The 12564-nt window shown below is 53.0% G+C and carries 10 protein-coding genes and 2 tRNA genes; 1 reads left to right on the top strand and 11 read right to left on the bottom strand.

Going from position 1 to position 12564, the window contains the following annotated elements; all coding sequences use genetic code 11:
* Window positions 1-4: 4 nt before the first annotated feature.
* The 9 genes from nlpI to ACF8PE_RS15570 form a co-directional block, all read right to left on the bottom strand.
* On the bottom strand, window positions 5-889 hold the full coding sequence (nlpI, locus tag ACF8PE_RS15530; protein ID WP_059307114.1) for a lipoprotein NlpI: 885 nt from the start codon (window positions 887-889) through the stop codon (window positions 5-7).
* A 110-nt stretch (window positions 890-999) separates the two neighbouring features.
* Complete coding sequence (gene pnp / locus ACF8PE_RS15535) at window positions 1000-3132, bottom strand: polyribonucleotide nucleotidyltransferase (protein ID WP_077226313.1); 2133 nt, start codon at window positions 3130-3132, stop codon at window positions 1000-1002.
* 241 nt (window positions 3133-3373) lie between these two features.
* Window positions 3374-3643: a 30S ribosomal protein S15 gene (gene rpsO, locus ACF8PE_RS15540; protein ID WP_032614416.1), complete on the bottom strand. Its 270-nt coding sequence runs from the start codon at window positions 3641-3643 to the stop codon at window positions 3374-3376.
* Window positions 3644-3794: 151 nt separating this feature from the next.
* Window positions 3795-4739 carry a tRNA pseudouridine(55) synthase TruB gene (gene truB / locus ACF8PE_RS15545; protein ID WP_032614417.1) on the bottom strand — a complete coding sequence of 315 codons (945 nt, stop codon included), beginning with the start codon at window positions 4737-4739 and terminating at the stop codon, window positions 3795-3797.
* Complete coding sequence (rbfA, locus tag ACF8PE_RS15550; RefSeq protein WP_032614418.1) at window positions 4739-5140, bottom strand: 30S ribosome-binding factor RbfA; 402 nt, start codon at window positions 5138-5140, stop codon at window positions 4739-4741. Before rbfA ends, truB begins: the two co-directional genes overlap by 1 nt.
* Before the next feature lie 103 nt (window positions 5141-5243).
* A complete protein-coding gene (gene infB / locus ACF8PE_RS15555) occupies window positions 5244-7940 on the bottom strand; it encodes a translation initiation factor IF-2 (RefSeq protein WP_032614419.1) in 2697 nt (898 codons plus the stop codon).
* A gap of 24 nt (window positions 7941-7964) precedes the next feature.
* The gene (gene nusA, locus ACF8PE_RS15560; RefSeq protein ID WP_032614421.1) at window positions 7965-9452 is read right to left on the bottom strand and encodes a transcription termination factor NusA; all 1488 of its coding nucleotides are present in this window, start codon (window positions 9450-9452) and stop codon (window positions 7965-7967) included.
* Window positions 9453-9479: 27 nt separating this feature from the next.
* A complete protein-coding gene (gene rimP / locus ACF8PE_RS15565; protein WP_032614627.1) occupies window positions 9480-9932 on the bottom strand; it encodes a ribosome maturation factor RimP in 453 nt (150 codons plus the stop codon).
* 207 nt (window positions 9933-10139) lie between these two features.
* Window positions 10140-10216: transfer RNA gene (locus ACF8PE_RS15570), tRNA-Met, on the bottom strand.
* Between the two features lie 286 nt (window positions 10217-10502).
* Here ACF8PE_RS15570 and argG point away from each other — a divergent pair.
* On the top strand, window positions 10503-11849 hold the full coding sequence (gene argG / locus ACF8PE_RS15575; protein ID WP_032614424.1) for an argininosuccinate synthase: 1347 nt from the start codon (window positions 10503-10505) through the stop codon (window positions 11847-11849).
* 193 nt (window positions 11850-12042) lie between these two features.
* Here the strand turns inward: argG and ACF8PE_RS15580 are convergent.
* Window positions 12043-12129 (bottom strand) — tRNA-Leu (locus ACF8PE_RS15580).
* Window positions 12130-12142: 13 nt separating this feature from the next.
* Window positions 12143-12475, bottom strand: coding sequence for a preprotein translocase subunit SecG (gene secG, locus ACF8PE_RS15585; protein ID WP_032614427.1), 333 nt, complete (start codon window positions 12473-12475; stop codon window positions 12143-12145).
* Window positions 12476-12564 lie beyond the last annotated feature (89 nt).

Raw genomic sequence — 12564 nt, forward strand, 5'->3', positions numbered from 1 at the left:
TCAGCTATTGCTGGTCCGATTCTGCCAGGTCGTCGTGCTCCTGGCCCAAGAGCGATAATTCCAACAATGCATAACGGTGCTCAACATAGTTGTGTACGTTGTTAGCAACCGCTAATTTGAACAGTGCCGTAGCGCTGTCCATATCCCCCAGACTTAGGTAGTACTTACCTAAATAGAAGTTGGTTTCACTGAGATGCTCAGCGAGCGAGGTGTTATCCGTTGCGTCTGCCTTGAGCTTTTCCATCAGCGTTGCTTCGCTGATGTTGCCCAGGTAGAACTCGACAATATTCCATCCCCACTGCTCCTTGTCCGATTTTTCGAAGCGTTGGTTTAACGCGTCTTTGGCCTGCTTTGCATCGAGCTTCTGCTCAACAATGTAAAGCCACAGGCTACGGAAAGGATCGTTAGGATCGTCTTGATAAAACGCCAGCAGATCATCTTGCGCTAACTTGTCACGACCGCCGTAATACAGGGCGATCCCGCGATTCAAGTGCGCGTAGTTGTAAGTTGGATCAAGCTCAAGTACAGAATCAAACGCTTCATAGGCAGCATCAAAATTGCCGGCCTGCGTTAAATAAATACCTAAGTAATTGAATACTTCAGGCATATCCGGTCGGATCGCCAACGCTTGTGAAAAATCGTTTCGCGCTAGTGCCCTCAGACCGAGACTATCATACAACACTCCGCGCTCATATAAAAGCTGTGCGCGTTCGTCATCGGTTAAAGCCCGACTGGCAAGAATTTGTTCCATGCGTGCCAGAATCACTTCCTGCTGCAAAGTCGGTTGCAGTGGCACTGCGAGGACTTCACTTTTACGCCAGGCAGAGTTGCTGCATCCTGCCAGCGTCAAAGCTGTCGCAACGAAACACCAGCGCAGAAAAGGCTTCATTTCCCACTCCCGAAGACAACTATTGGATGAACGTCCTGTCCCCCGGCGGCTCAACAAGGCGTCCTGCCTGATAACAAGCCCCCCGCTTACGCGGAGGGCAAACGGCAACCTTACTCGCCCTGTTCTGCTGCCGGAGCTTCCGGTGCAGCGGCAGATGACTGCTCGGTCGCTTCTTTAATGCTCAGACGGATACGGCCCTGACGGTCAACTTCCAGAACTTTAACCGGAACTTCCTGACCCATCTGCAGGTAATCGGTCACTTTCTCAACGCGCTTGTCAGCGATCTGAGAGATGTGTACCAGACCTTCTTTACCGCCACCGATGGCAACGAATGCGCCAAAGTCAACGATACGGGTCACTTTACCGCTATAGATACGGCCCACTTCGATCTCTGCGGTGATCTCTTCGATACGACGGATAGCGAATTTCGCTTTCTCACCGTCGGTCGCTGCGATCTTCACAGTACCGTCATCTTCGATTTCGATGGTGGTGCCGGTCTCTTCGGTCAGAGCACGGATAACAGAACCGCCTTTACCGATAACGTCTTTGATCTTGTCCGGGCTGATCTTGATGGTGTGGATACGTGGTGCGAACTGAGAAATGTCGCCACGTGGCGCGTTAATCGCCTGTTCCATCACGCTCAGGATGTGCAGACGCGCACCTTTCGCCTGGTTCAGCGCAGCGTGCATGATCTCTTTGGTGATGCCTTCAATTTTGATATCCATCTGCAGGGCAGAGATACCTTCGCGGGAACCCGCAACTTTGAAGTCCATATCACCCAGGTGATCTTCGTCGCCCAGGATGTCAGACAGAACAACGTAGTTGTCGCCTTCTTTCACCAGACCCATCGCGATACCCGCAACAGCTGCTTTCACCGGAACACCCGCGTCCATCAGTGCCAGAGAAGCACCACACACGGAAGCCATAGAAGAGGAGCCGTTAGATTCGGTGATTTCAGAAACCACGCGAACGGTGTACGGGAACTTATCAGCATCAGGCATAACAGCCAGAACGCCGCGCTTCGCCAGACGACCGTGACCAATTTCACGACGCTTCGGCGAGCCAACCATACCGGTCTCACCCACGGAATACGGAGGGAAGTTGTAGTGGAACAGGAAGCTGTCAGTGCGCTCGCCCATCAGTTCGTCGATGTTCTGTGCGTCACGGGCAGTACCCAGGGTCGCAGTTACCAGCGCCTGAGTTTCACCACGGGTGAACAGTGCGGAACCGTGAGTACGTGGCAGCACGCCAGTACGCACATCCAGACCACGGATCATGTCTTTTTCACGGCCATCGATACGTGGCTCGCCTGCCAGAACGCGGCTACGAACAACGTTTTTCTCGATCGCGTGCAGAATTTCGCTCAGTTCGTTAGCGTCCAGGGAGTCATCTTCTGCCACCAGCGTAGCGATGGTTTCAGATTTGATGACGTCAACCTGAGCATAACGCTCCTGCTTGTCGGTGATGCGGTAAGCATCGCTCAGACGAGATTCAGCCAGCGCAGCAACGCGCGCGTTCAGCGCTTCGTTAACCGCTTCTGGCTGCCAGTCCCAACGTGGTTTACCGGCTTCTTTCACCAGGTCGTTGATGTTCTGGATAACGATCTGCTGCTGCTCGTGGCCAAACACCACCGCGCCCAGCATCTGGTCTTCGCTCAGCAGTTCTGCTTCGGATTCAACCATCAGTACCGCAGCTTCGGTACCGGCAACAACCAGGTCCAGCTTGCTCTCTTTCAGCTCGTCCTGAGTTGGGTTCAGAACGTACTGGTCGTTGATGTAACCTACGCGAGCAGAACCGATTGGACCGTTGAATGGAATACCAGACAGAGACAGGGCTGCAGATGCGCCGATCATCGCAACGATGTCCGGGTTAACCTGTGGGTTAACGGAAACAACGGTGGCGATAACCTGAACTTCGTTAACGAAGCCTTCCGGGAACAGCGGGCGAACCGGGCGGTCAATCAGACGCGCAATCAGGGTTTCGCCTTCGCTTGGACGGCCTTCACGACGGAAGAAACCACCCGGGATTTTACCGGCAGCGTAGGTACGCTCCTGGTAGTTAACGGTCAGTGGGAAGAAGTCCTGACCTGGTTTTGCTTTTTTCTGGCCAACCACGGTTACGAATACCGCGGTGTCATCCATGCTTACCATAACAGCAGCAGTGGCCTGACGCGCCATCATGCCGGTTTCCAGCGTGACGGTATGCTGACCGTACTGGAATTTACGAACGATCGGATTCAGCAAGATTCTGTCCTTTCTTAAATGAATGACAGCACACCAGAGGCGTGCTGACGTTTAACCGGACCTTCTTCGCATCCTCGCGACTAATGACAACCGACACCCCCATGGGTGAAGCCTCTCATTAGCCGCGCGAACCTCTGCAATGAAGATCATTTATAGCAACAATACATTAGTTTCCAGTGAATTGCTGCGGTCTGGTTGAAAAAAGGGGCCATAAGGCCCCCTTTTCTGAAACTCGCAAGACTTAGCGACGCAGACCCAGACGCTCGATCAGCGCGGTGTAGCGTGCAACATCTTTACGCTTCAGGTAGTCGAGCAGTTTACGACGCTGAGAAACCATGCGCAGCAGACCACGACGGCTGTGGTGATCTTTTTTGTGCTCTGCAAAGTGACCCTGCAGGTGGTTAATCTGTGCAGTCAGCAGTGCAACCTGAACTTCGGTAGAACCGCTGTCGTTAGCATCACGACCAAACTCAGAAACGATTTTAGCTTTAGCTTCAACGCTTAGAGACATTTTAAAACTCCAAAGTATAAAGAATGAAAGGATGCCGATCTCTAATTCAGCTATCCCATGTATAACGCTTGCCAATTGTTAAACAATTTACCAGACGTTAAGCGGCAATATTCTACCCGCCTCCCCTGCTTATCGCAAGGTGAGGCGTCAGTTATGCCGGATATTCGACCACCAGACGGCGTGGTGCAACACGACCTTCGTCGTCAATTTCGCCCATGCCGATAAAGGTATTGTCATCGCCTTCCGTCACGCGCACTAACCCCTGGTGAGGAACGCCAGTGGTGCGCACCGGGTTGCCGTTTTTAAAGTAAACGGACGAGGTCAGCGGCAGATTGACCACCGGATAGTCCGAAGCTGGACTGTCCATAGGCATCAGCAGCGGATCCAGCAAATCGGCAGCATCAATACCTTGCTCCTGGGCCTGCTCAACCAGCGCCTGGAGCTGCTCCAGCGTCACCATCCGTTCTGCCGGGTATTTACTCACCGCCAGACGGCGCAGATAAATCACGTGCGCGCCACAACCCAGTTTTTCACCCAGGTCGTCAATGATGGTACGGATGTAAGTGCCTTTTGAGCAGTGAACTTCCAGCTCCAGCTCATCCCCTTCGTGGCGAATGAACAGCAGTTCATACACCGTAATCGGGCGGGCTTCGCGTGGCACCTCAATACCCTGGCGCGCGTACTCGTAGAGTTTTTTGCCCTGGTATTTCAGTGCTGAATACATCGACGGCACCTGCTGGGTGTCGCCGCGGAAACTCTCCAGCGCAGCCGCAAGCTGTTCAGCGCTGAACGCCACCGGACGTTCTTCGACCACCTGGCCATCCGCATCGGAGGTGTCCGTGCGCTGGCCCAGCCTGGCAATCACGCGGTAGCGTTTGTCGGAATCCAGCAGATACTGGGAAAACTTCGTCGCTTCACCCAGGCAAACCGGCAACATCCCGGTCGCCAGCGGATCAAGCGCACCGGTATGTCCGGCACGGTTCGCGTTATAAATACGCTTAACCTTTTGCAGCACGTCGTTGCTGGAAGCACCCTGGTGCTTATCCAGTAGCAGCACGCCGTGTACGTCGCGACCGCGACGACGAGGACGACTCATTAGTCCTCCTTGTTATCGTCCGGGTTCACACGACGCTCATCATCCTGCTTCACCACGCTGGTGACCAGGTTGGACATGCGCATCCCTTCAACCAGTGAGTTGTCGTAGAAGAAGGTCAGTTCCGGCACGATACGCAGGCGCATAGCTTTGCCCAGCAGAGAGCGGATAAAACCAGAGGCATCCTGCAGGGCTTTGATGCCCAGCTTAACTGCCGCTTCGTCATGGTCATTCAGGAAGGTCACAAACACCTTGGCATAGGCCAGATCGCGGGACACTTCTACACCAGATACCGTCGTCATCATGCCCAGGCGTGGATCTTTAATTTCGCGCTGCAGGATGATTGCGATCTCTTTTTGCATCTCCTGAGCTACGCGCTGCGGGCGACCAAATTCTTTCGCCATAATAAATTCTCCAGACAAAAAAGGGGCTTTTAGCCCCTTTTGATAATTCTTGCCGGGTGGCGCGAGGCGATCCCGGCTTACATGTGGACTGATCCGCAGGGGATTAGTCGATGCTGCGTTGGATCTCGATGATCTCGAACACTTCGATCATATCGCCTACGCGAACGTCGTTGTAGTTCTTCACGCCGATACCACATTCCATGCCGTTACGGACTTCGTTAACGTCATCTTTGAAGCGGCGCAGGGATTCCAGCTCGCCTTCATAGATAACCACGTTGTCACGCAGAACGCGGATTGGGTTGTGACGCTTAATGTTGCCTTCGGTAACCATACAGCCCGCGATCGCACCGAATTTCGGTGATTTGAACACGTCACGTACTTCAGCCAGACCGATGATCTGCTGTTTCAGCTCTGGAGACAGCATACCGCTCATTGCCGCTTTCACTTCGTCGATCAGGTGATAGATGACGGAGTAGTAGCGGAGATCCAGGCTTTCTGATTCGATCACGCGACGCGCAGAAGCATCGGCACGGACGTTGAAGCCAACCAGAATCGCGTTGGATGCTGCAGCCAGGGTTGCGTCGGTTTCGGTGATACCACCTACGCCAGAACCGATGATCTTCACTTTCACTTCGTCGGTAGACAGTTTCAGTAAAGAGTCGGAGATCGCTTCCACAGAACCCTGCACGTCTGCCTTCAGAACGACGTTCACTTCGTGAACTTCGCCTTCGGTCATGTTGGCAAACATGTTCTCGAGTTTAGATTTCTGCTGACGAGCCAGTTTAACTTCACGGAATTTGCCCTGACGGTACAGTGCAACTTCACGCGCTTTCTTCTCGTCACGAACAACGGTTACTTCATCACCGGCAGCCGGAACACCGGACAGACCGAGGATTTCCACAGGAATGGACGGACCTGCTTCCAGTACTTCGCGACCCAGTTCGTCACGCATTGCACGAACACGGCCATATTCGAAGCCACACAGCACGATGTCGCCTTTGTTCAGGGTACCTTCACGTACCAGAACAGTCGCAACCGGGCCACGACCTTTATCCAGGAAGGATTCGATCACCGCACCGCTCGCCATACCATTGCGAACCGCTTTCAGCTCCAGAACTTCAGCCTGCAGCAGGATAGCGTTCAGCAGGTCATCAATACCGGTACCCACTTTTGCAGAAACCGGGATGAACTGAGACTCGCCGCCCCACTCTTCTGGCATAACACCGTACTGGGACAGTTCGTTTTTAACGCGATCCATATCCGCTTCTGGCTTATCGATTTTGTTCACTGCAACGACCAGAGGCACCTGCGCCGCTTTCGCGTGCTGGATAGCTTCGATAGTCTGCGGCATCACGCCATCGTCTGCTGCAACCACCAGAACAACGATATCCGTCGCCTGCGCACCACGAGCACGCATAGAGGTAAACGCGGCGTGGCCCGGGGTATCCAGGAAGGTGATCATCCCATTGTCGGTTTCTACGTGGTAGGCACCGATGTGCTGGGTAATGCCGCCTGCTTCGCCGGAGGCCACTTTCGTGGAACGAATGTAGTCCAGCAGAGAAGTTTTACCGTGGTCAACGTGACCCATGATGGTCACAACCGGTGCGCGCGGCTCAGCGGCTGCGCCCGTGTCACGGTCGCTCATTACCGCTTCTTCCAGCTCGTTTTCACGACGCAGGATAACTTTGTGGCCCATCTCTTCGGCAACCAGCTGTGCGGTTTCCTGGTCGATAACCTGGTTGATGGTCGCCATCGCGCCCAGCTTCATCATCGCTTTGATGACCTGAGAACCTTTAACGGCCATCTTGTTCGCCAGTTCGCCAACAGTGATGGTTTCACCGATGATAACGTCACGGTTAACGGCCTGAGCTGGCTTCTGGAAGCCTTGCTGCAGAGCGGAACCTTTACGCTTGCCACCTTTACCACCGCGACCCGCGGCACGCGCTTCTTCGCGATCGGCTTTAGATTCGGCGTGTTTGTTACCCTTCTTCTGAGGGCGGGCAGCTTTTGATGCAGTACGGGTACGGCCACGACCACCTTCAACCTCACGGTCGTTTTCGTCTTCGGCCTGGCGCGCATGCTGAGAAGTGGTGACGTGATAATCGCTCTTATCCTCATCACCTTTCGCTTTCTCTTGCTCAGCCCAAACACCTGCGTTTTCTTCTGCCATACGACGTGCTTCTTCAGCAACACGACGTGCGTCTTCTTCCAGCTTGCGACGAGCTTCTTCTTCGGCTTTACGCTTCAGCTCGGCAGCTTCATTTTCACGACGGGCTTTTTCCGTCTGGGCAGTTTTGGTCATTTCGTCAGTCTGTTGATTGCTCACTTTGTCTTTTTCCGCAGCGTCACGCTTCGCTTTTTCACTGGCATCGCGCTTCGCTTTTTCTGCGGCCTCACGTTCAGCTTTTAATTCTGCCTCACGTTTGGCGGTTGCTTCCGCCTCACGCTGAGCTTGTTCTTCCGCTTCACGCTGCGCCTGCTCTTCCGCGGCAAGGCGTTCAGCCTCTTGCGGATCACGTTTTACAAAGGTGCGTGTCTTGCGGACTTCGATTTGTACCGATTTGCTTTTTCCACCGGTACCAGGAACATTTAACGTACTGCGCGTTTTACGCTGTAACGTCAGTTTATCAGGCGCCGAGCCGTGTTCACGGTTCAGGTGCGATAATAAAGTTTGTTTCTCTTGCGCGGTCACTGAGTCATCAGCAGACTTCGGGATCCCTGCATCAGCAAATTGCTGTACCAGGCGGTCCACGGAAGTCTGAATTTCAGCAGCCAGCGTTTTTACAGTTACATCAGTCATGCTGTTCCTTCCTGCTACAGTTTATTACGCTTCGTCGCCGAACCAGCAAATATTACGTGCGGCCATGATGAGCTCGCCGGCTTTCTCGTCGGTTAAACCTTCGATATCAGCCAGGTCATCAACGCCTTGTTCAGCGAGATCTTCCAGCGTACAAACACCACGGGCAGCCAGCTTGAACGCAATCGCACGATCAAGACCTTCCAGATTCAGCAGGTCATCAGCCGGCTTGTTATCACCAAGGCTTTCTTCCTGAGCCAGTGCCAGGGTGGTCAGTGCGTTTTTAGCGCGGTCACGCAGGGCTTCAACGGTGGCTTCATCCAGGCCGTCGATTTCCAGCAGTTCTTTCATTGGCACATAGGCCAGTTCTTCCAGCGTTGAGAAACCTTCTTCAACCAGAACGGTGGCGAAATCTTCGTCAATGTCCAGATGCTTAGTGAAGGTATCAATGGCCGCATGGGCTTCAGCCTGATGCTTAGCCTGCAGGTCATCAACGGTCATTACGTTGAGTTCCCAGCCGCTCAGCTGTGAAGCCAGGCGGACGTTCTGACCGTTACGGCCGATAGCCTGCGCCAGATTGCCTGCTTCCACGGCGATATCCATGGTGTGTTTGTCTTCGTCTACCACGATAGACGCAACATCAGCCGGTGCCATCGCGTTGATCACGAACTGCGCCGGGTTGTCGTCCCACAGAACGATATCAATACGCTCGCCGCCCAGTTCAGTCGAAACTGCCTGAACACGCGCACCACGCATACCGACGCAAGCACCAACAGGGTCGATACGCTTGTCGTTGGTTTTCACCGCGATTTTCGCACGGGAACCCGGATCGCGGGCAGCGGCTTTAATCTCGATCACTTCTTCGCCAATTTCTGGCACTTCAATGCGGAACAGTTCGATCAGCATTTCAGGTTTAGAACGGGTCACGAACAGCTGAGCGCCACGCGCTTCTGGACGCACGGAATAGAGTACGCCGCGAATACGGTCACCCGGACGGAAGTTCTCACGTGGCAGCATATCTTCACGCAGAATCACTGCTTCAGCGTTGTTACCCAGATCCAGGGAGATGTTGTCGCGGTTAACTTTCTTCACCACGCCCGTGATGATCTCACCTTCATGCTCGCGGAACTGGTCAACGACCATAGCGCGCTCAGCTTCACGAACTTTCTGTACGATAACCTGTTTAGCAGTCTGGGTGGTGATACGGTCGAAGGTGACAGATTCGATCTGATCTTCAACGTAATCGTCGATATTCAGGCTCTCATCTTCGTAACGTGCCGCTTCGAGAGTGATCTCTTTCGTTGGCTGGGTCACTTCTTCCACGATAACCCAACGACGGAAAGTATCGAAGTCGCCGCTCTTGCGATCGATTTCTACACGAACATCGATCTCTTGCTCGTATTTTTTCTTGGTTGCCGTAGCCAGTGCACTTTCCAGCGCTTCGAAAATCTTTTCACGCGGCAGTGATTTTTCGTTGGAGACGGCTTCAACAACAGCCAAAATTTCTTTGTTCATCGCGGGCTTTTCACCTCATCCAGACTGTTAAAAGTGGGGAACCAGGTTCGCCTTCTGGATATTACTCAGCGCGAACACTTCATCTTTGCCTTCGACTGTTACTGTGATCATCTCACCGTCAACGGCCTTAATAACGCCCTGCCATTTACGGCGGTTTTGTACAGCCATACGCAGGACGATAGCCGCTTCTTCACCAATGTAGTGGGTGTAGTGTTCAGCAGTAAACAGCGGGCGATGCAGACCAGGCGAGGAAACTTCCAGGTTATAGGCGACGGTAATAGGATCTTCAACATCAAGAACCGCACTCACCTGGTGGCTAACATCAGCACAATCATCAACATTGATGCCATCTTCACTATCAATATAGATGCGCAGCGTGGATGTACGGCTGCGAATGAATTCGATGCCGACCAGTTCGTAGCCCAGTGCTTCGACTGGTGCTTTAATCATCTCTGTTAATTTTTGGTCTAATGTGGACAAGCCCACCCCCAAGACGTAAAAAAAGGGCATAAAGCCCAGTTATTCTGTAGTCAGATAACAAAAAACCCCGATAAATCGGGGCTTTAGATAACTGAACCCTATAGCCACAACAGTGGCCTGGAGCACTTTCAAAAAGAATTTTTTCAAATCCAGCTACGAAGGCGCTAAGTCTTCACAGTATATTTGAAAAAGGACTTTATAGGAAAGTGGTTGCGGGGGCCGGATTTGAACCGACGACCTTCGGGTTATGAGCCCGACGAGCTACCAGGCTGCTCCACCCCGCGCCTGAAACGTGGCAAATTCTACTCTCTGTGGGTAAAAAATGCAAATAATGCTGGGATTTGGTACCGAGGACGGGACGTAAAATCGGCGTTTAGTATATTGATAGCGCGCCCCCTCTGTCAACCCTGCTAACCGCAGCGATTAAGGCGGGAAATTTTTACAAAAAATACACGAATCTCTTTCGGTACTTGCCAAAAGATGATTAAATGAAAACTCACTTATTCTGCATAAAAATGCATTTAGGGTGAAAGCAATCACTCATCAGTCAATCAAGCAGGGTTTTATTTTATGACGACGATTCTCAAGCATCTTCCGCAAGGACAACGTATTGGCATCGCTTTTTCAGGCGGCCTGGATACCAGCGCTGCACTGCTGTGGATGCGCCAGAAGGGAGCGGTTCCTTATGCATATACTGCGAACCTGGGTCAGCCAGATGAGGACGATTATGAAGCGATCCCTCGTCGTGCCATGGAGTACGGTGCAGAGAATGCTCGCCTGATTGACTGCCGTAAGCAGCTGGTTGCCGAAGGTATTGCTGCCATTCAGTGTGGCGCTTTCCATAATACCACCGGCGGCCTGACCTATTTCAACACTACCCCGCTGGGCCGTGCGGTTACCGGCACTATGCTGGTTGCCGCCATGAAAGACGACGGCGTCAACATCTGGGGTGATGGTAGCACCTATAAAGGCAACGACATCGAACGTTTTTACCGTTATGGCCTGCTGACCAATGCCGAACTGCAGATCTACAAGCCGTGGCTGGACACTGACTTTATCGACGAGCTGGGCGGCCGTCACGAAATGTCCGAATTTATGATCGCCTGCGGCTTTGACTACAAAATGTCAGTCGAGAAAGCCTACTCTACCGACTCCAACATGCTGGGTGCGACACACGAAGCAAAAGACCTGGAGTTCCTGAACTCCAGCGTGAAGATCGTTAACCCAATCATGGGCGTGAAGTTCTGGGACGAAAACGTCAAAATCCAGGCGGAAGAAGTGACCGTGCGTTTTGAACGCGGCCACCCGGTTGCCCTGAATGGCCAGACCTTCTCTGACGATGTGGAGCTGATGCTGGAAGCCAACCGCATCGGCGGGCGTCACGGTCTGGGAATGAGCGATCAGATTGAAAACCGTATCATCGAAGCCAAGAGCCGTGGCATCTATGAAGCCCCGGGGATGGCGCTGCTGCACATCGCTTACGAGCGTCTGCTGACAGGTATTCATAACGAAGACACCATCGAGCAGTATCACTCCCATGGCCGTCAGTTGGGCAAACTGCTGTATCAGGGCCGCTGGTTCGATCCGCAGGCACTGATGCTGCGTGATGCCCTGCAGCGTTGGGTAGCAAGCGCCATTACAGGTGAAGTGACCCTGGAGCTGCGTCGTGGCAATGACTACTCCATTCTGAACACCGTGTCTGACAACCTGACCTACCAGCCAGAGCGTCTGACCATGGAGAAAGGCGATTCCGTCTTCTCGCCTGACGATCGTATCGGCCAGCTGACCATGCGTAACCTGGATATCACCGATACCCGTGCCAAGCTGTTCACCTATACCGAGAATGGCCTGCTCTCTGTCTCAACAGGTAATGGTCTGCCGCAGGTTGAGAATCTGGAAAACAGCGATAAGCAGTAATCACTGTACCGAAATGCAAAAGGCGCCTGAGGGCGCTTTTTTGTTTCTGAGGTTTCGTAGTTCCGGCAAGCATCACGCTGGCGGGCAAAACAGTGGTTGGCACTGCGCTTACCCGCCCTACACCCTTACAAACCACGGACATAAACGACAGACAAAAAAAAAGACGTCTTGCGACGTCTTTTCTTCGGAATATTGGTACTGAGGATGGGACTCGAACCCACAAGCCCGTTAGGGCACTACCACCTCAAGGTAGCGTGTCTACCAATTCCACCACCTCAGCACTGATACTACTATTACTGCGGGATATCGCTGGTCGGCTTAGCCGGTGCAGCTGGCTGAGTCTGCTCGGATTTCGCCGGTGCGCTCAGATTTTCCCACTCGCTTCCTTTACTGGTCTTGTTGCTGTTGATATTGCCAAGCGCCAGACTGATGATGAAAAACAGCGTTGCCAGAATCGCCGTTGCGCGGGTCATGAAGTTACCAGAACCACTTGAACCGAACAGCGTACCAGAAGCGCCTGCTCCAAAAGAGGCCCCCATATCAGCGCCTTTACCTTGCTGCAGCATGATCAACGCTACCAGAGCGATGGCTACAATAAGGAAAACTACTAAAAGAGCTTCGTACATAATCAACCTGTTCCTTGCGGAGTTGCCGCATACCAATGCTTCGACCAATAAGCAGGAGTTTTGCTTTCCCACTGAAGCGGGTGTGAATA

The organism is Leclercia sp. GLN_9, from assembly GCF_043105735.1.
Classification (GTDB): domain Bacteria; phylum Pseudomonadota; class Gammaproteobacteria; order Enterobacterales; family Enterobacteriaceae; genus Enterobacter; species Enterobacter adecarboxylatus.

Coding starts and splice junctions, on each gene's coding strand:
- truB (WP_032614417.1), bottom strand. CDS start 4,739: ATGAGTCGTCCTCGTCGTCGCGGTCGCGACGTACACGGCGTGCTGCTA.
- nusA (WP_032614421.1), bottom strand. CDS start 9,452: ATGAACAAAGAAATTTTGGCTGTTGTTGAAGCCGTCTCCAACGAAAAA.
- argG (WP_032614424.1), top strand. CDS start 10,503: ATGACGACGATTCTCAAGCATCTTCCGCAAGGACAACGTATTGGCATC.
- infB (WP_032614419.1), bottom strand. CDS start 7,940: ATGACTGATGTAACTGTAAAAACGCTGGCTGCTGAAATTCAGACTTCC.
- rbfA (WP_032614418.1), bottom strand. CDS start 5,140: ATGGCGAAAGAATTTGGTCGCCCGCAGCGCGTAGCTCAGGAGATGCAA.
- secG (WP_032614427.1), bottom strand. CDS start 12,475: ATGTACGAAGCTCTTTTAGTAGTTTTCCTTATTGTAGCCATCGCTCTG.
- nlpI (WP_059307114.1), bottom strand. CDS start 889: ATGAAGCCTTTTCTGCGCTGGTGTTTCGTTGCGACAGCTTTGACGCTG.
- rpsO (WP_032614416.1), bottom strand. CDS start 3,643: ATGTCTCTAAGCGTTGAAGCTAAAGCTAAAATCGTTTCTGAGTTTGGT.